The following is a 17,468-nucleotide window of genomic DNA, read 5'->3' as shown; positions in this document are numbered from 1 at the left end:
GACGGAATGAAACGGACCCTGCTCATCACCAACGCCAATAGCGGTAACGCAAATGGTGTTGATGAGCAGGCTGTCTCTTCCAGTCTGGATCGTGCCGGACTGGAAATCGTTGAAAGACGATCTCTCCCGGATCAGGATTTGCCCACGCAAGACGAGTTGTCCGACAGCGCGATCGAAGTCGTCGCGGTCATTTCGGGCGATGGGACGATCAGTAATCTTTATGCGAATCTCGCAAAATGGTCCGGGTCTATCTTGGTCCTGCCCGGCGGCACGATGAATCTCCTCTCGCGCCGGTTGCACGGCGATCGGCCATTGGCGACTCTACTGGATGAGCTGAACAAGGATACGCTGCGTGCGCAGCAAATTCCGCTGATCATTGCGTCTGACCGGCATATCCTGACGGGGCTTACGGTTGGGCCTTCGACCCGCTGGGCCGAAGTTCGCGAGGGCATGCGTCATGCCAATTTGCAAAGCCTGGCCGAAACCATACCCGCAGCCTGGTCCGAAACCCTGGCCGATGCAGGTGTGTGGGTCGGAAACGACAGCGAAAATCAGTTTGCCAGCTTGTTCATTGAGCCTGTGGATGGCGATAATCTGTCGGTGATCGGCTTTCTGGCCTCGAATATTGGGGACATGGTCGGTCATGGCTTGGCCTGGTTGCGAAGGGACTTCAGGGATGGTCCGCACGCGGATCTCGGCATAATGCAGGATGTCACTATTGCCTCGGCGGAAACTCAAACATCCGTCCTTATAGACGGAGAAACGTCCGAATTGGCGGTGCCCATTCATTGCCACGCCGCTATGTCCGAGGTCCGTTTTTTGGTACATCAATCGCAATGATCATTACGCTGTTTCTTTGGGCACAGATTCTCGCCGCCACCGCGAGCACTTCCACGCAGACCGCTTTGGATTGGACAGAGGCCGAACCGGCCCGGTTGTTGGATGTGGATGATGACATCCGGCGAAACGCACAGCAGGTCAACTTTTTCGACAATATCGAAATTCGCGAGGTTCGATTTTCAGAGAATGGGTTTGACTGGCATCTCTTTCGTTTTGAAAGGGCTGACCGAAAAACCGGTCCTCTGTGGTTGGTTCCCCATGACGATGAGAACGCCGCTTTCGATGCCATGATCACCGCGTTGAAAGAGCATGGCGGAGTTGGCGTAGCTGTGAATTCAGGTCCCGACAGCATGCGGATGCAGACGGGTTCGGGACTATGTGGTGTTCGCTATGGCGTCCGGTCCAGTTGCGATCCCAACAGGAATTTTGAAGCGCAATCGCCGCGCTATACGGCGGCTATCCTGGACCAGCGTCCGGTAGGGCAACCTATTATCGCCCTGCACACAAACAGTCCCGGTTTTGCGGGTGACGGACATGGCGGGCGAGGGGATATTACAATCATTGATCAAGCGGCCTTTCGCCGGGGTATAACGTCGCCAAGGGAGGGCGCATTGTTTGCCGTCTCACCCAGTGAGACTATGGCAAATTTTGATACGCTGGGACTGACAGCGTACCGGGCGCAGGACGGATCGCCGTCACCTTCTGCCCGGGAATGCGGACAGAAAATCGCCAATGCTGGCGTACATTTCTGGCACGAACGCGTGGCGAAGAGTGATGGTTCGATGTCCAACTATCTGGTGTTGAACAGACCCGACATCCCTTATTTCAACGCAGAAAGCCGTGCCGAAATCGATCTGGCCATAGCCGCTGCTCGGCACAAGGTTATGATTGAAGCCTATCTTGCCAATTGCGCGTCAGGGAACCAGCCAGCGCCCTGACCAGCTTTGAAGCGAGCCGTCCCAGGTCCATCGCGCGCGACGGTGTCCGGCGTTTGCGAGATAGAGCCACTCCATCTCTGTTATGTCGCACCACAAAATGGCAAAGTTCGCCCGCGCTTCGCCAAGTTGTTCCTCCAGCGGCTGCCTGCCTTCGATCCATGCTGGCAATCCCGATGTCGGTAAATCGGACCCAATCCCCGGTGCCTTTTCGGCCAAGTAGCAACGCCGGGCAAATGTGGTTGAGCTTGCCCATGCGGCATCGACTGCCGCCCCTTCGGTTTGCACGGATACGGTTCCAAATAGCCTCAGCTGAAGCTTTTCCGTTGCATCATACATCAGAATGGAGACGCGATCGTCTTCCGCGAAATCTTCAATCTTTGCCGAGCGGCTATCGGTGTGAAAGCGCAAACGACGGGTGTTACGGTCCGCTTCTCGCAACACCATGACGCGCAATTGCGATAGACCAGCGGCGTCCACGCTACCCACAACCGGCGTATGCGCAGGTGACGACCTTTTGCTGGCTCCGGGTTCGATCAGATCCCATGCCTTTGTAAAGCTCAGATCCAAATCATTGTAAAAGTCGGGTAGTGCAGGGATGGTCGTCATTGCGGCGTAAAAATGCCTGTCGTCTCGTCCAATACATGCAACAGGCCCTCGGCAATACCGAAATAGGCACCGTGCAATTTGAGCAGGCCCGCTTTTTCACGTTCCACAATGAACGGAAAAGTCCGCAAATTGGCGAGGCTGACTTTCACCGTCTCCAACTCAAGTGCATGCTGCGGATCCTCGACATTGGATGCCAGAACGGCCTCCCGGGCATCGTCAATTATGCCGACCCATTTGTCGACAAAACTGTGCCCTTTCTGACCCAGATCACTCCCGGATAACGATGCTTTAATGCCACCGCATTGGGCATGGCCGAGGATGACGATATGGCGGACCTCAAGCCCGAGCACGCCAAATTCGATGGCTGCAGACACACCATGCAGACCGCCCCCAGTTTCAAAGGGGGGCACCAGATTTGCGACATTGCGCAAGGCAAAAACCTGCCCCGGAACGGTATCGAACACGGTCGCAGGATCGACACGGCTGTCGCAACAGGAAATGATCATGACCGGAGGAAATTGACCGTCACTCGCCAGCGCATCAAAGCGTGCCTTTTGCTTCACATAAGCATCGCTGCGGAACCGCTTGTAACCTTCGATCAAAGAAGCAAATTCAGGCATTAAAATCGTTCTCCACGTACGACCTGCACCTCACCGATTGTGAGGAGTAACCGATAGCTATCCAGCAAAGGGGCGAGTGCGTCCACCAGCCGATCTGCTTTTTCTGTTGATGCAACGACAAGGACAATAGTCTTGGCGGCGGCACCCGTAACATCATCATGCTGCCATTGTCCGGCGCGTCCGCCTCCGGAATCAACATGGATGACACTCCACCCTGAAATATCGACGGCCTTTATGTGTCCCGTGATGCGGGGAACCAGCGGCGTGTCGACGAGGATCTCTATGCGTTTCCGGGTAACAGTCTCAACCATAGTTTATCCTATAATCTGCGCGAGGGCAGCCATAAGTGAAATGCCGAATATGATGTTGAAGGGAAAAGTGATGCCAAGCGACATACTCAAATAGATACCCGGATCGGCTTCCGGTAAGGCCATGCGCATGGCCGCAGGAACCGCAATATAGGATGCACTTGCTGCCAAAATTCCCAGAGCAGCAGACGATGCAACATCCAAACCGATCACAGTACCTACAGTTGTTCCGATGGCTCCATTTAAAAGCGGAAGGACTACGGCGAGCATCACTAACCTGTAAGTGATTTTTCGTGACTGCACCAACCGCCGTGCGGCAATCAGCCCCATGTCGAGCAGGAACAAGCACAATACCCCGCGAAAACCCGTGTCGAACAATGGCTTGACCGGCGCAAAACCGTCTTTTCCGGCAACCATGCCAATCAAAAAGCTGCCCACCAGCAGAACGACAGACGCGTTGGTCAACACTTCGCGCCATGGTACGCCATTCCCAGCAGACGACTGTCCGCGTCGCGCAAGGACCAGGCCACTGATTATGGCTGGGGTCTCCATAAGAGCCAAAACCGCCACCATGTAGCCAGCAGGGCCGAGCCCCTGTCCGGTCAATATTTCCTTGGCCGTCACAAATGTGACCACGCTAACGGATCCATAGTGGGCCGCAACGGCCCCGGCATCGACCTGAGAAAGTCTACCGACGCTGCGCAATAAGGTGAACGCTATGACCGGTAAGAGAAAGCTCAATGCGAGGCCAGCCAACGCTGCGGCAATCAGGTCAGTCGTAATCCCGCTCGAAGCAACTTCAACGCCGCCTTTCAGTCCGATAGCGGCCATAAGATATATGGACATGGCCTTTGCGAAAGCTTCGGGAATCGAGAGGTCCGACTTCGCAAGCGCGGCCAAAAAACCGAGCACGAAGAACAAAATAACCGGGGAAGTTAGCGTATCGATGATCATACAGTCTCCCGATTGCAAAAACATGCCTCCGATAGCAGCGAAGTTGCAGTTGGCAAGTAGCTGTTGCGTCGCTATCTGGACCCCATGAATGCACCCGTTACACCGCCTGAACGTGCTCCGCGCGAACGTAAACCCGATTGGATTCGCGTAAAGGCGCCGACAAGCGCCGGTTTCAACGAAACCCGCCGCTTGATGCGCGATTTGAACCTGAATACGGTGTGCGAAGAGGCTGCGTGCCCGAATATTGGTGAGTGCTGGACGAAAAAGCACGCAACCGTCATGATTTTGGGTGATGTGTGCACCCGAGCTTGTGCCTTTTGTAACGTGAAGACAGGCATGCCGAAGGCGGTCGATCCGTTAGAGCCTGAACATGTTGCCATTGCTGCCGCCAAAATGGGGCTGGAGCATATCGTTATCACATCGGTTGATCGGGACGATTTGCCGGACGGCGGCGCGAGCCAGTTTGTTAAAGTTATCGAAGCGCTGCGCCGGAATACACCCGAAACCACAATTGAAATTCTGACCCCGGATTTCCGCAATAAAGCGGAAGCCGCAGTCGAAGCAATCGTGACTGCACGACCCGATGTCTATAACCATAATCTCGAAACCGTGCCGCGCCTCTATCCCACGATACGCCCGGGCGCGCGCTATTATGCGTCACTACGGTTGCTTGAGTCGGTCAAACGGCATGATCCTTCCATATTCACCAAGTCAGGCGTGATGCTGGGTTTGGGTGAAGAAAGACTGGAAGTGCATCAGGTCATGGACGACATGCGCAGCGCCGATATCGATTTTCTGACCATGGGCCAATATTTGCAGCCTACTCCCAAACATACGAAGGTCATGGATTTTGTAACGCCGCAGGCTTTTGATGCTTATGCGGCCATTGCTCGTGCGAAGGGCTTCCTCCTTGTCGCATCAAGCCCGCTGACACGTTCGAGCTATCACGCAGGCGAAGATTTCGCCAAGATGCGTGACGCACGGGCGGCACAGCTGGCCAAGGCTGGATAGCGATAAAGGGCAGGGGCATGCCGCACCATCACGAGCAACGTATTCTGCCACACAGTGCAGGCCAGATGTTCGATCTGGTGGCCGACGTAAAACGCTATCCCGAATTTCTACCCTGGGTCAGTGCAATCCGTATACGCAAGGATGATGAACATGAAATGCTCGCCGACATGGTCGTCGGCTTTAAATCCTTGCGCGAGACCTTCAGCAGCCGTGTTCTCAAAACGCCGAAATCATCGATAGTCGTCGATTATCTCGACGGGCCAATGAAGCATCTCCATAATGCGTGGAAATTTGCGGATTTGCCACAAGGTGGATCCACGGTCGACTTTACCGTCGATTTTTCGTTTCGAAACAAAATGTTCGAGGCTTTGGCGGGACAGTTTTTTGACTCTGCGTTAAGAAAAATGACGTCCGCTTTTATCGAGCGGGCGGACAAACTTTACGGTTCCGGCGGGAGCAGCAATCCAAGCGCATGAAGGGTCGCGTAGGCGCGGATATCGGCACGGCTTTTGTCCGATCCAAACTGAATTTTATCCCCGACCATATCTTCCGCGTCTTTCCCTTTTTCAGCGACAGCGAAAACAACTGTGCCGACCGGCTTTTTCTCGGAACCGCCATCGGGACCAGCAATGCCGCTGATTGCCACAGCTATATCGGCGCCACTTTTTTTAAGCGCGCCCTGTGCCATCGCCCATGCAACAGCAACGGATACAGCGCCAAAGGTGTCAAGAATGTCGGCGTTGACGTCGAGCATCTTCATTTTGGCTTCGTTCGAATAAGTAACAAAGCCGCTACCCAAGACAGCGCTGCTGCCGGGTATCTCGGTTATCGCCGCAGCGACCAGACCGCCTGTGCAACTTTCCGCGGTTGCAATAACACGTCCCGCAGCCTTGTTTTCGGCAACAACACGTTCGGCAAGTTTGGCTATTTTTTGGGGAAGTACGGATTTCATGGGTTGGATTTCTCGAATGTCACGATCGCTTGCGCCGCTATACCTTCGCCGCGCCCTGTAAAGCCAAGCAATTCTGTGGTCGTCGCCTTAACCGATATGCGCGACAGCTCGGCGCCCATTATTTCTGAAAGCCGTATACGCATCGCCTGACGGTGCGGGCCTATTCTAGGGGCCTCACATATGATTGTTACATCCGCGTTCGCCAAGACATAACCTTCAGTTGTGGCAAGTGTCAGAGCATGCTTGAGAAACCGGTCTGATGATGCCCCCTTCCACTGCGGGTCGGAAGGCGGAAAATGATCGCCGATATCACCAAGGGCCAGCGCACCCAAAATGGCGTCGGTCAGGGCATGCATGGCAACATCTGCATCACTATGCCCGGATAAGCCTTTGTCATGTGCAATGCGGATCCCGCACAACCATAGTTCTTCGCCTGCAACCAGGCGGTGCACATCAAAGCCTGTGCCGCTGCGGATGGTGGGGGTCATATCATTTCCTGCAAAATCAGTCGAAAATGTAAATTTGGACAAACGCTCCGAACCCGGAACGATGCGGACTTTCCCGTTCTTCGCCATCAACATCCGGGCATCATCTGTGGGTTCTTCGCCGGTCCAGGAACGATGAGCGTCGAGAATGGCGTCAAAATGGAAAGCCTGTGGGGTCTGTACACGCCACAATTGAGACCGATCGACGGTCTCGCTCAACATATCGTCTCCGCGCGAAAGGCTGTCCACGACAGGTAATGCAGGAACCGCACCGGCAGAAGTATCCAAAGCACGGATGAGGTCATCGATCACGGACTCTGGAAGAAACGGCCGCGCCGCATCGTGGATCAAGACAAAATCCGCGCCACCCTGACGTGCGATTTCCTCGAGCCCGTGATGTACGCTTTCCCGCCGTGTTAGGCCGCCTTGCACCAACACCGGAGTGGGCAGGCCGTCTAACGCATCTTTCGCCAGACCGTCCTGTCCATCACCTATAGCAACAACTACCGTTCCGATTTCGCCATGTTTGGAAAGCGTAGCGTAACTGTGCGCCAGCATGGGGCGACCATTTACAACGCGGAATTGTTTGGGAATGTCCCCACCCACGCGACTGCCTGAACCGGCTGCGACGATCAGAGCAACAATATGTGGACTTAAGGCCATTGCCGCGCCTTAGCTATCCCGTTGTTGCACGCCAAGCCGAAACCGAGTAACGGCCTGCCTAAATTTTAGGCAATGTTGGCACAATGAAACTTTCACCGATAAATATTGGCAATATTGAGATCGCCTGTCCTGTCATTTTGGCACCGATGACGGGCGTCACCGATATGCCTTTCCGGAAGATAGTCCGGCGTTTTGGATCTGGCTTGAACGTCACGGAAATGATCGCCAGCCAAGCGATGATTCGTGAAACGCGCCAGTCGCTTCAGAAATGCGAATGGGATGCGATTGAAGAGCCGGTTTCGATGCAACTGGCTGGCTGCACACCCTATGAGATGGGTGAGGCGGCGAGATTGAATGAAGATCGGGGTGCCGCAATTATCGACATCAATATGGGTTGTCCGGTAAAAAAAGTGGTGAACGGGGATGCTGGTTCTGCCTTGATGCGCGATCTTCCCCTTGCTGCCAGCCTGATTGAGGCGACGGTAAAGGCAGTATCTGTTCCCGTGACCGTCAAGATGCGGATGGGTTGGGATCATTCCAGTCTCAACGCCCCAGAACTTGCCCATATTGCGGAAGATCTTGGCGCCAAACTCGTCACCGTTCACGGCCGCACGCGCAACCAGATGTACAAAGGATCTGCAGATTGGGCCTTTGTACGCAAGGTAAAAGAGGCGGTATCGATCCCGGTAATTGTGAACGGAGATATCTGCACCATAGCGGACGCTGAAACTGCTTTGCAGCAGAGCGGGGCGGATGGAGTCATGGTAGGGCGTGGCGCCTATGGCAAACCGTGGCTGTTGGGGCAGATGATGCATTGGTTCCGCACCGGTACAACGTTGCCCGATCCGAACATTGACGCACAATATGAACTCATCATTGAACATTATCGGGCGATGCTGGATCATTATGGCAGTGACGTGGGTCTTCGTTGCGCGCGCAAACATATCGGGTGGTATACAAAGGGGCTTACCGGATCCGCAGAATTCCGGAACTTCGTCAACCGCATTGATGATGCGGAAGTGGTTATTGACGAGCTCACCCGCTTTTATGAGCCATTCCTGACACGTACGGCAGCCTGATGGTGAATGTCGGGGGGAGCAGACCGGATAATGGCCATGTTCTGGCCAATATTCCTGTTCCCGTCCTGCTGATTGCTCCCGATAACAGTATCGCCTACGCAAATGACGCGAGCGAAGCGTTTTTTGGGCGGAGCCGCAAGCGTCTTGAAGGGCAGCCCACGGCGGCTGTCCTGCGCTTTGATAGTGAGCGTATGAACAATGCGCTTACCTCGTCCGAAAACGATATTTCGGCGCAGGACATGGAATTAAAGTCGGCCCATGGCAGCATAACCGTGGATATCAATATCTCCCTTTTACCGGGCGAAACGGATTGGCGTATCGCTATCATTTCACCCCGCCACGGGGGGAGGGAGCATATTGGCGAACAGAAAGACAGCGGTCAGCAGCAGGCAATGGGTGCCCCGGCTATCCTCGGGCATGAAATCAAAAATCCGCTCGCGGGTATCAAGGGTGCGGCCCAATTGCTCGCCCGTCATGTGGATGAGAAAAATCAGCCATTGACCGAACTGATCGTGAACGAGGTGGACCGTATCGCCCGACTGCTCGACCAGATGCAGAAATTAAGCCGGTCCGAAGAACCCGAACTTGCACCTGCGAATGTCCATCTGCTCATTGAAAGGGCTATCCGCTCTTTGCGTGCCGCGAACCGGGCGATGCCGGAACTTTCGATCAACTATGACCCCTCCTTGCCCGAAGTAGTCATCGATGCGGACGGTATGGTCCAGATCTTGATCAACCTGCTTCAAAATGCCGTCGATGCTCTCAAGGGCCGGTTGGATGGCGTCATCGGTATTTCTACGCGCTTTGTCATGAGCGGAGCATTGCGTGAAGCCGATATGGAGCGGAGGACCGTCAAGCTGCCGGTCGAAATCGCCATTTCCGATAATGGCCCTGGCGTGCCCCAACATATCGAAGATGAACTATTCTCGCCGTTCGTGACCACGAAAAGGGATGGTCAGGGGCTCGGGCTCGCCATTGTGCGTAACCTTGTGCAGCAGATGAACAGCCGCATTGTGTTCGAGCGTGATACCCAGAAAGAGCGAACGGTGTTCCGGTTGTTTTTGCCGGTGGCATCAAAGAAGGGTGAAACATGAATAATCCCAAAGTCCTTATCGTAGAGGACGATGCATCGATTGGCCTGGTCGTCAGTGCTGCATTGACGGCTGAGAGTATCGATACCCAGATTTGCGATTCCGTCAGTGCGCGTGATGCCGCGCTCGCAAACGGCCATTTCGATCTAATGCTGACAGACGTTGTACTGAAAGACAGCGATGGTCTGGCAACCTTGAAAGAGGTTATGGCCAATATGCCGGATATGCCGGTAATCATCATGTCCGCACAAAACACGCTTGAGACGGCTGTGCGGGCGAGCGAAATCAATGCTTTCGAATATTTCCCCAAGCCCTTTGATCTCAATGATCTCGTGCTGGCAGTTAAACAAGGTATCGATAAGCGCCGTTCGGTTCCGGAGAGTGTTACGGATACGCTGTCTGAAGCCAATCTGCCGATGATCGGGCGAAGTGTTGCCATGCAGGATGTATACCGGATGGTCGCACGCCTGCTCCGCAACGATCTTTCCGTGCTGATTTCCGGTGAAAGTGGCACTGGTAAGGAACTTGTGGCCGAAGCCATCCACAGTCTGGGCCATCGCAAAACCGGACCTTTTGTCGCCGTCAACATGGCCGCTATTCCGAGCGAACTTATCGAGGCGGAATTGTTCGGGCATGAGAAGGGGTCATTTACCGGTGCCGTCGGCCAGGCCATAGGTCGCTTTGAGCAGGCGCAAGGCGGGACCTTGTTCCTCGACGAAATCGGCGACATGCCCAAGCATGCGCAAACGCGTCTGCTACGTGCGCTGCAAAGTGGCGTCATAAGCCGTATCGGCGGAAAGGCTAGTATCCGCCTTGATGTCCGCATCATCGCGGCAACCAACCAAAAGCTGGAGGAACTGATTGCGAGCGGTAAATTCCGGGAGGATTTGTTCTATCGGCTAAATGTAGTGCCGATCCACATGCCTCCCTTGCGTGACCGGACCGATGATATTGGCCTTCTCGCGCAGCATTTCCTGCTACTGGCGGCAAAGGACGGACTGCCTTTGCGCAAAATCGACGACAGCGCCATCGCAGCGCTGATGACGATGCCCTGGCGTGGCAACATCCGGGAATTGCGGAACCTTGTTTATCGACTGGCGCTGGTGTGCCGTGAGGATACAATCACCGAGGCTACCATTGCGCAAAATGTGGAAAGCGCGCCAGAATCTGATGCCCCCGTTCAGGGCGCCAGTTTCGAAGCCGCGGTCGTGCAATTTCTTCGCGATCATAAATTGCGGGGGACATCGCGCGATAAACTCTATCCAAAGGCGCTGGCCCAATTCGAAACCCCGCTGCTTCAGCATGTGATGCGGCAGGTGAAAGGAAACCAGCTCAAAGCAGCAGCGCTGCTCGGGATCAACCGCAACACGCTACGCAAAAAGTTGACCGATTACGGAATTGGCACCGGGCAGGGAGGGTGAAGCGACCCACTTGCACGACAATGTGATTTTTCGGTCACTATTTTGTGCTTTTCAGGCAACGCTTTCGGTGCCACAGTGGCAATATGGCAACAACCCCGATGATCCAGGATGAGCAAGGGCAGTCGCTTGCCAAACGCTCCCTTCAGTTCATCGTATACGCTCTGGGTAACAGCCAGTCGATCAAGTTTCTGGAAATAGGCAGTGCCCTGCTGCTGTTGCTCATTACCGGAGCAACAGCTTATATCCTGCTGGATCAGGGTCCGCAGTCTGAACCTTTGTCTCCTGCCGCATCGGCCACGATGCTTGTTGCCAACTTGCTTCCTGCCACTTTGCTGTTGGTGCTGTTTGGCAGGCGTATCGCTTTGCGTCGTGCGGTCGGCAGCAATATTGATAGCCAACAGCTTCTCCATGTCCGCCTTGTTGCGATTTTCTCGGCGATAACGGCCGTCCCGACATTGCTGTTAGTGGTGTTTGCATCTCTTCTGTTTCAGAGCGGCGTCCAATTCTGGTTTTCGGGTTCCGCACGGGGAATGCTGGAAAACGCCGGCGAGCTGGCCAAGGGATATTACGAAGTCAACGCGCGCGATGTCGGTGACGAAACCCTGACTATGGCCGGCGATTTTCGCACCGCACTGAGCCAGACGCGCCCTGATGACCCCGCCTTTCTCAGTTATTATTTTGAACAGGTATTCCGTCGTCGACTAAGCGAATCCGCTATTGTCTCAGTCGGGGCTGATGGAATCCAGCGCACCGAAGCCGTTGCGACAGAAAACCAGAACCGTACACAAGAATGGATCGCGCCAGACATCCTGCGCAAATTGCAAGCAGGGGAGGGCACTGTCGTCACCAACCGCACCGACCGTATCGAGGTCGTAACGGTATTGTTCGATTCCCCGCGCAGCTATTTATATGCAAGCCGCGCACTTTCCGTGCCGTCTTTTGAATTAGGGGAAAAAGCGCAGTCCGTACTGCAGGATTATGACAAGATGGTCGCCCGATCCCGCGCGCTGCAGCTCCAGTTTAACATTGCTCTCTATGTAGTCTCATTGCTGATCATCGGCATCACATTATGGATAGCCTTAAGGGTAGCAGACCGTCTCGTTCGACCGGTCAACAATCTTGTCGATGCCGCGCAACGAATTGCCGATGGCGACCTTTCGGCGCGGGTTAGTGAAGACCAGTATCGGGCCGACGAAGTCGGTTTCCTGTCCAAGTCATTTAATCGCATGACAGAGCGGCTTGAACGGCAGACCGGTGCTTTGCTGGCAACAAACCACCAATTGGGCGAGCGGCGAATTTTCATCGAAACGGTTCTTGAATCTGTTTCGGCAGGGGTGGTGTCGGTCAATGAAAATGGTGAAATTGAGCTGGCTAACTCCACGGCGGAAAAGATGCTCCGCGGTAAAGCGCAAACGATCGTGGGGCTGAATTTCAAGGCGGTTGCTCCTGCTCTCGCCGAACTAACCGAAGATAGATCGCGTGGAGTTGTTCAATTAGGTGATGGGCCGGAACCGTTGACCGTAGCGGTAAAGGCTACCCAGCGTGAAAAGGGCATTGTTGTCACCTTTGAAGATATCAGTCAGCAGTTGGCAGACCAACGGCGTGCAGCTTGGTCGGATGTTGCGAGGCGGATAGCGCATGAAATCAAAAACCCCCTGACACCTATTCAATTGGCTGCAGAGCGCTTGCAGCGGCGCTTCGGCAAACAGGTCGAGCAGGACAGCGGGGTATTCGAACAGTTGACCAGCACAATCGTTCGGCAGGTTGGCGATCTGCGGAACATCGTAGACGAATTTTCTTCCTTTGCGCGTATGCCCAAACCGGTTTTCCGAAATGAGAATCTGCAGGATATTGTGGGGCATGCGGTCTTCATGTTTGAAGTGGCGCATCCTGATATTCAGTTTCGTTTCCACCCGCCTGCTACTGCACCAATGCTTATTTCCGACCGTCGTCAATTAGGACAGGCGATTACGAACATCCTCAAAAATGCAGTGGAATCGATACAGGAGCGGAAAAAGAACAACCCTGCAGAAGGCGCAATCACGGCAGAAATCGTCGAAAACGATGGGAGAATAACCATTGAAATTGGAGACAATGGTATCGGTCTGCCGGAAGATCGCGATCGCATCATGGAGCCCTATATAACGAACCGCGCGACAGGTTCCGGTTTGGGCTTGGCGATCGTCAAGAAAATCGTTGAAGAACATTTTGGGGAAATTTCTTTGCGGGATGCGCCGGGGGGAGGGGCAATCGTATCACTGAAGTTTGCGCCACTAATGGTGGCGGAAAAAGTTGGCTCCGACTTAAAGGCGGGTGGTCAAGGTAAATTGGCAGAGGACAAAGCTTAGACATGGCTCTGGATATTTTAATTGTAGATGACGAGCAGGACATTCGTGATCTGGTTTCCGGCGTTCTCGATGATGACGGATACGGAACACGAACGGCTGCAACAGCGGACGAAGCGCTCGCGGCTTTGGATGAGCGTTTACCTTCGCTCATATTGCTGGACGTCTGGCTGCGTGGCTCGTCCATGGATGGTATCGAGCTTTTGAAGGCAATCAAAAGCCGTGATCCCCAGATCCCTGTTATCGTGTTTTCAGGCCATGGAAATATCGACACGGCTGTCGCGGCAATTTCACAAGGTGCAGTAGATTTTATCGAAAAGCCTTTCGAAGCGGGCAAACTTCTCCATCTGGTGGCAAAGGCGACCGAAACCGAACGTTTGAGGGCAGAGAATGCATCCTTAAGGGCCAGAGTGGGGCATGCAGAAGAACTGAACGGATCCTCGGGCGCCATCAACACAGTCCGCGCGACTCTGAAAAAGGTGTCAGGCACGGGAAGCCGAATGCTGATTACCGGTCCTGCAGGGGTCGGGAAAGAAGTGGCTGCGCGTCTCTTGCACAGTTGGAGCCCCCGCGCTGAATCCGCCTTTGTTTCCGTCAGCGCGGCACGACTATCACCGGAACGTTTCGATGAAGAATTGTTCGGTATCGAACAGGACGGGAGATTGGTTCAGGCCGGGATGCTTGAAAAGGCGCACGGCGGCACGCTGTTTCTGGATGAAGTTGCCGACATGCCATGGACGACCCAGGGGAAGATCCTTCGCGTCCTGACCGATCAAAGCTTCGTCCGCGTCGGTGGCGACCGGCAAATCAGGGTGGACGTCCGGTTTGTTTCGGCAACCGCGCGCGACCTCGCCACGGAAATCGCGGAAGGACGTTTTCGCGAAGATTTGTTCTATCGCCTGAATGTGGTGCCCGTCGAAATACCGCCACTTGCAAGCCGCCGCGAAGATATACCTGATCTCGCCAATCACTATGCTGCGCGGTTTGCATCCGAACACCGTATCGCTCCGCCGGTCATTTCCGACGATGCAATGGCCGCTCTTCAGGCTTGTGAATGGCCAGGCAATGTCCGGCAGTTACGAAACATTATCGAACGCACCATCATATTAGCGCCATCGAACAGGATACACCGGATCGAGGCCGATATGTTGCCTTCCGAAATCATCAATAGTTATGAAGGCGCCGAACATAACGTAACTTCGTTGATGGGCGCCCCCTTGCGTGAGGCACGAGAAGCTTTTGAACGCGAATATCTTCGTGTCCAGATTAAACGCTTTTCCGGCAATATCTCCAAAACTGCTGCTTTTGTCGGTATGGAGCGGTCCGCGCTCCATCGTAAGCTCAAGCTGCTGGGCATTTCAGTGCGCAAAAATGGCGATGAAGCAGGCGATGAAGAGGACTGAATCCATCAATTGCGAAAACATGGCTGTTGATGTAAGTAAATTACACCGAGTACGTGCAAGGGCATCTTCCATGAAGTGCAGGAGCATTTTCGAATAAATATAAAATAATCGGATAATGACAATGACTGAAAAGAATAACGGTCTACAGGACCTCTTCCTAAACTCCCTGCGGAAGTCAAAAACACCGGTAACAATGTTCCTTGTGAAAGGCGTTAAACTACAGGGTGTTGTTACATGGTTTGACAATTTTTCGGTTTTACTGCGTCGCGACGGAATGTCGCAGCTTGTATACAAGCATTCGATTTCAACAATTATGCCGTCCAGCTCTCCAGATCGTGCATTATTTGAAGAATTAATGTCACGAACGAGCCACAGGGCAGGGATGCTGCAGGACGTGTTCCTTCATGCCATGTGTGACAAACGCGAATCAGTCACGACTTTTTTGGTGAATGGCGTGATGCTTCAGGGCGTTATTGCGGCATATGATCTTTTCTCTTTGTTGCTTGAGCGCGATGGGACGACGCAGCTTGTTTACAAACATGCAGTGTCGACCGTTCAGCCCGCACATCCCGTCAACCTGGCCGAATATAATCAGGGCCTAGACGAGGGCGATGATTGAGCGTTTTTGACCGGAGCGACGCCGACGAGTTTGCACGTGGCGACCGCGCTCTTATCATTTATCCCGAGCTTCCCGGGAAAGCGGCAGTTGGCCCGACTGCACGATTAGCGGAAGCCGAGGGTCTCGCGTCTGCCATCGGTTTGGATGTTGTGCGGAAAACGCACTACCGTGTCCGGAATCCACGAGCATCTACATTGCTTGGGGGCGGGCAGGTCGATGAAATAGCCGAGACCGGCCGTGCTTTGGAAATAGACCTTCTTGTGATCGACGCTACCCTGACCGCCATTCAGCAGCGCAATTTGGAAGAGAAGACGGGCCTCAAGACGATTGACCGCACGGGTTTGATCCTGGAAATTTTCGGCGAACGGGCTGCTACTGCAGAAGGGCGTTTGCAGGTCGAGCTTGCCCATCTCGACTATCAGGCAGGCCGGTTGGTCCGCAGTTGGACCCATTTGGAGCGGCAACGTGGCGGCTTCGGGTTCCTCGGCGGTCCCGGTGAGACCCAGATTGAGGCCGATCGCCGCATGATACGCGACCGGATGGCGCGGTTGCGGCGGGAATTGGAGGAAGTAAAGCGGACCCGTTCCCTACATCGCGCCCGGCGCAAGCGTGCTCCATGGCCAGTCATCGCGCTGGTAGGTTATACAAACGCCGGTAAATCGACATTATTCAATCGTTTAACGAGCTCTGCGGTGTTGGCAGAGGACATGTTGTTTGCAACACTCGATCCCACAATGCGTGAAATCTCATTGCCGGGTGTGGAAAAGGCAATTTTCTCGGACACGGTCGGCTTTGTGTCGGATTTGCCGACGCAACTTGTGGCTGCTTTTCGTGCGACTTTAGAAGAGGTGATCTCAGCGGACATTATCGTCCACGTCCGGGATATCGCGCATGAAGAAACGGATGCACAGCGAAACGATGTTCTCTCAATATTGCGCGATTTGGGGATCGGAAGCGATGTTGAAGGCGGTGTGCAGCCTGAAATGGTTGAGATCTGGAACAAGATTGATCTGCTGGATGTGGATAAATTGACCGAATTGCGAGGAATTGCACAGCGAAGTTCAGATATTTTATTGGTATCGGCGGTGACGGGTGAGGGGATTGAGAATTTCAAGCTCCATCTTTCGAATTTGATCGCGAAGAAGAATGTGACGCACTCAATTGTTTTGCCTTCAAGCGACGGCGCGGCATTGGCGTGGTTGCATGCACGGGGGAAAGTCGATGTGAAGCGTGAAACAAAGGACACGCTTCATCTGGATGTATCCTTGAGCCGGCAGTTCTGGGGGCAGTTCGAAAAGAAATTCAAGTTGCAATCAAAAGACGAGGAGGGGAGTTAGTCACTCTCTTTTTCCTGGCGTTTTGCCCGACCCCAAAGGTCTTCTTTGTCGTCGAGCGATAGCGCCGGGAAGTCTGGACCTGCTATATCTTCCATAGCACGAAAACGGCGGTCGAATTTAGCAGTTGCATGTTTAAGGGCGTCTTCGGCTTCTACATTGTGAAATCGGGCCAGATTGACGACTGCAAACAACAGATCGCCTACTTCGTCAAACCGCTCGGCATCCGACTTGGCGCTTTCAATTTCTTCCAATTCTTCAAATATCTTGGACTTCGCTCCATCCACATCGGGCCAGTCAAAACCTGTCCGCGCGGCACGCTTCTGTATTTTCTGGGCACGAAGCAAGGCGGGTAAAGCTTTTGCTACGCCCGCCAAGGCACTGCCGTCGGAATGCGAACTTCGTTCCTGTGCTTTGATATTTTCCCAATTCTGCAACACCTGAGCAGCTTCGTTTACAGTAACATGCCCAAATATATGCGGATGGCGGCGGGTCATTTTGTCGCAAATAGATGCAATGACATCTTGCAAGGTAAAGCTTCCGGCTTCCGAGGCCATTTGGCTATGGAAGACAACTTGCAACAGCAAATCGCCAAGCTCGTCTTTCAGGTCGTCCATTTCATCGCGCTCAATAGCGTCGGCGACTTCATATGCTTCTTCGATAGTATATGGCGCGATCGTCCGAAAATTCTGCTTTATGTCCCACGGACATCCGTTAACCGGATCGCGCAGCCGGGCCATTATTTCGGTGAGAGGGGTGATATCGGCCTGTTTCATATCATACCTAAATTTAGTTCGAT

General features: G+C 53.9%; 18 protein-coding genes. 11 read left to right on the top strand and 7 right to left on the bottom strand.

Going from position 1 to position 17,468, the window contains the following annotated elements; all coding sequences use genetic code 11:
- The first annotated feature begins 6 nt into the window (after positions 1–6).
- Both FOM92_RS04740 and FOM92_RS04735 read left to right on the top strand, forming a co-directional pair.
- Entirely contained in the window at positions 7–840 is an 834-nt protein-coding gene (locus FOM92_RS04740) for a diacylglycerol/lipid kinase family protein (RefSeq protein WP_143775643.1), read from the top strand.
- Positions 837–1,778 (top strand): hypothetical protein, encoded by a 942-nt coding sequence (locus FOM92_RS04735; RefSeq protein WP_143775642.1) that lies wholly within the window; start codon positions 837–839, stop codon positions 1,776–1,778. Before FOM92_RS04740 ends, FOM92_RS04735 begins: the two co-directional genes overlap by 4 nt.
- Here the strand turns inward: FOM92_RS04735 and FOM92_RS04730 are convergent.
- Genes FOM92_RS04730 through FOM92_RS04715 form a run of 4 tightly spaced genes read right to left on the bottom strand, consistent with a single transcriptional unit; the run spans position 1,755 to position 4,266 of the window.
- Positions 1,755–2,384, bottom strand: a complete 630-nt coding sequence (locus FOM92_RS04730; RefSeq protein WP_143775641.1) for a pyridoxamine 5'-phosphate oxidase family protein — start codon at positions 2,382–2,384, stop codon at positions 1,755–1,757. The genes FOM92_RS04735 and FOM92_RS04730 overlap by 24 nt on opposite strands.
- Entirely contained in the window at positions 2,381–3,004 is a 624-nt protein-coding gene (locus FOM92_RS04725) for a carbonic anhydrase (protein WP_143775640.1), read from the bottom strand. Before FOM92_RS04725 ends, FOM92_RS04730 begins: the two co-directional genes overlap by 4 nt.
- Positions 3,004–3,315 carry a P-II family nitrogen regulator gene (locus tag FOM92_RS04720; protein ID WP_143775639.1) on the bottom strand — a complete coding sequence of 104 codons (312 nt, stop codon included), beginning with the start codon at positions 3,313–3,315 and terminating at the stop codon, positions 3,004–3,006. Before FOM92_RS04720 ends, FOM92_RS04725 begins: the two co-directional genes overlap by 1 nt.
- A gap of 3 nt (positions 3,316–3,318) precedes the next feature.
- The gene (locus FOM92_RS04715) at positions 3,319–4,266 is read right to left on the bottom strand and encodes a sodium-dependent bicarbonate transport family permease (RefSeq protein WP_143775638.1); all 948 of its coding nucleotides are present in this window, start codon (positions 4,264–4,266) and stop codon (positions 3,319–3,321) included.
- 84 nt (positions 4,267–4,350) lie between these two features.
- Here FOM92_RS04715 and lipA point away from each other — a divergent pair, with 84 nt between their 5' ends.
- Positions 4,351–5,277: a lipoyl synthase gene (gene lipA / locus FOM92_RS04710; protein ID WP_143776316.1), complete on the top strand. Its 927-nt coding sequence runs from the start codon at positions 4,351–4,353 to the stop codon at positions 5,275–5,277.
- 17 nt (positions 5,278–5,294) lie between these two features.
- The gene (locus tag FOM92_RS04705) at positions 5,295–5,753 is read left to right on the top strand and encodes a type II toxin-antitoxin system RatA family toxin (protein ID WP_143775637.1); all 459 of its coding nucleotides are present in this window, start codon (positions 5,295–5,297) and stop codon (positions 5,751–5,753) included.
- Here the strand turns inward: FOM92_RS04705 and FOM92_RS04700 are convergent.
- Together FOM92_RS04700 and FOM92_RS04695 are read right to left on the bottom strand one after the other, a co-directional pair.
- Positions 5,717–6,229 (bottom strand): CinA family protein, encoded by a 513-nt coding sequence (locus tag FOM92_RS04700; protein WP_143775636.1) that lies wholly within the window; start codon positions 6,227–6,229, stop codon positions 5,717–5,719. The genes FOM92_RS04705 and FOM92_RS04700 overlap by 37 nt on opposite strands.
- On the bottom strand, positions 6,226–7,377 hold the full coding sequence (locus FOM92_RS04695; RefSeq protein WP_143775633.1) for a bifunctional 2-C-methyl-D-erythritol 4-phosphate cytidylyltransferase/2-C-methyl-D-erythritol 2,4-cyclodiphosphate synthase: 1,152 nt from the start codon (positions 7,375–7,377) through the stop codon (positions 6,226–6,228). The genes FOM92_RS04700 and FOM92_RS04695 overlap by 4 nt, the downstream gene beginning before the upstream one ends.
- A gap of 83 nt (positions 7,378–7,460) precedes the next feature.
- Between FOM92_RS04695 and dusB the strand changes: the two genes are divergently transcribed.
- The 7 genes from dusB (at position 7,461) to hflX (ending at position 16,672) form a co-directional block, all read left to right on the top strand.
- A complete protein-coding gene (gene dusB, locus FOM92_RS04690) occupies positions 7,461–8,456 on the top strand; it encodes a tRNA dihydrouridine synthase DusB (RefSeq protein WP_143775631.1) in 996 nt (331 codons plus the stop codon).
- Positions 8,456–9,550 (top strand): two-component system sensor histidine kinase NtrB, encoded by a 1,095-nt coding sequence (locus FOM92_RS04685; protein WP_143775628.1) that lies wholly within the window; start codon positions 8,456–8,458, stop codon positions 9,548–9,550. Before dusB ends, FOM92_RS04685 begins: the two co-directional genes overlap by 1 nt.
- The gene (locus tag FOM92_RS04680) at positions 9,547–10,968 is read left to right on the top strand and encodes a sigma 54-interacting transcriptional regulator (RefSeq protein ID WP_143775625.1); all 1,422 of its coding nucleotides are present in this window, start codon (positions 9,547–9,549) and stop codon (positions 10,966–10,968) included. Before FOM92_RS04685 ends, FOM92_RS04680 begins: the two co-directional genes overlap by 4 nt.
- A gap of 98 nt (positions 10,969–11,066) precedes the next feature.
- Positions 11,067–13,316 carry a sensor histidine kinase gene (locus FOM92_RS04675; protein ID WP_143776315.1) on the top strand — a complete coding sequence of 750 codons (2,250 nt, stop codon included), beginning with the start codon at positions 11,067–11,069 and terminating at the stop codon, positions 13,314–13,316.
- A 2-nt stretch (positions 13,317–13,318) separates the two neighbouring features.
- Complete coding sequence (gene ntrX, locus FOM92_RS04670) at positions 13,319–14,716, top strand: nitrogen assimilation response regulator NtrX (RefSeq protein WP_143775621.1); 1,398 nt, start codon at positions 13,319–13,321, stop codon at positions 14,714–14,716.
- Positions 14,717–14,837: 121 nt separating this feature from the next.
- Positions 14,838–15,335, top strand: coding sequence for an RNA chaperone Hfq (gene hfq / locus FOM92_RS04665; protein ID WP_143775618.1), 498 nt, complete (start codon positions 14,838–14,840; stop codon positions 15,333–15,335).
- On the top strand, positions 15,332–16,672 hold the full coding sequence (hflX, locus tag FOM92_RS04660; RefSeq protein WP_143775615.1) for a GTPase HflX: 1,341 nt from the start codon (positions 15,332–15,334) through the stop codon (positions 16,670–16,672). The genes hfq and hflX overlap by 4 nt, the downstream gene beginning before the upstream one ends.
- Here hflX and mazG read toward each other — a convergent pair.
- Positions 16,669–17,445: a nucleoside triphosphate pyrophosphohydrolase gene (gene mazG / locus FOM92_RS04655; RefSeq protein ID WP_143775613.1), complete on the bottom strand. Its 777-nt coding sequence runs from the start codon at positions 17,443–17,445 to the stop codon at positions 16,669–16,671. The genes hflX and mazG overlap by 4 nt on opposite strands.
- Positions 17,446–17,468 lie beyond the last annotated feature (23 nt).

Origin of the sequence: Sphingorhabdus contaminans (assembly GCF_007280415.1) — a bacterium.
Classification (GTDB): Bacteria; Pseudomonadota; Alphaproteobacteria; order Sphingomonadales; family Sphingomonadaceae; genus Sphingorhabdus_B; species Sphingorhabdus_B contaminans.
Note: the sequence above shows the minus strand (reverse complement) of the source record. Positions and strands in the feature narration are given on the sequence as shown.

Coding starts and splice junctions, on each gene's coding strand:
- dusB (WP_143775631.1), top strand. CDS start 7,461: ATGAAACTTTCACCGATAAATATTGGCAATATTGAGATCGCCTGTCCT.
- FOM92_RS04705 (WP_143775637.1), top strand. CDS start 5,295: ATGCCGCACCATCACGAGCAACGTATTCTGCCACACAGTGCAGGCCAG.
- lipA (WP_143776316.1), top strand. CDS start 4,351: ATGAATGCACCCGTTACACCGCCTGAACGTGCTCCGCGCGAACGTAAA.
- FOM92_RS04715 (WP_143775638.1), bottom strand. CDS start 4,266: ATGATCATCGATACGCTAACTTCCCCGGTTATTTTGTTCTTCGTGCTC.
- FOM92_RS04725 (WP_143775640.1), bottom strand. CDS start 3,004: ATGCCTGAATTTGCTTCTTTGATCGAAGGTTACAAGCGGTTCCGCAGC.
- FOM92_RS04685 (WP_143775628.1), top strand. CDS start 8,456: ATGGTGAATGTCGGGGGGAGCAGACCGGATAATGGCCATGTTCTGGCC.
- FOM92_RS04680 (WP_143775625.1), top strand. CDS start 9,547: ATGAATAATCCCAAAGTCCTTATCGTAGAGGACGATGCATCGATTGGC.
- FOM92_RS04700 (WP_143775636.1), bottom strand. CDS start 6,229: ATGAAATCCGTACTTCCCCAAAAAATAGCCAAACTTGCCGAACGTGTT.
- FOM92_RS04720 (WP_143775639.1), bottom strand. CDS start 3,315: ATGGTTGAGACTGTTACCCGGAAACGCATAGAGATCCTCGTCGACACG.
- ntrX (WP_143775621.1), top strand. CDS start 13,319: ATGGCTCTGGATATTTTAATTGTAGATGACGAGCAGGACATTCGTGAT.
- FOM92_RS04695 (WP_143775633.1), bottom strand. CDS start 7,377: ATGGCCTTAAGTCCACATATTGTTGCTCTGATCGTCGCAGCCGGTTCA.
- FOM92_RS04675 (WP_143776315.1), top strand. CDS start 11,067: ATGATCCAGGATGAGCAAGGGCAGTCGCTTGCCAAACGCTCCCTTCAG.
- hfq (WP_143775618.1), top strand. CDS start 14,838: ATGACTGAAAAGAATAACGGTCTACAGGACCTCTTCCTAAACTCCCTG.
- mazG (WP_143775613.1), bottom strand. CDS start 17,445: ATGAAACAGGCCGATATCACCCCTCTCACCGAAATAATGGCCCGGCTG.
- FOM92_RS04735 (WP_143775642.1), top strand. CDS start 837: ATGATCATTACGCTGTTTCTTTGGGCACAGATTCTCGCCGCCACCGCG.
- FOM92_RS04730 (WP_143775641.1), bottom strand. CDS start 2,384: ATGACGACCATCCCTGCACTACCCGACTTTTACAATGATTTGGATCTG.
- FOM92_RS04740 (WP_143775643.1), top strand. CDS start 7: ATGAAACGGACCCTGCTCATCACCAACGCCAATAGCGGTAACGCAAAT.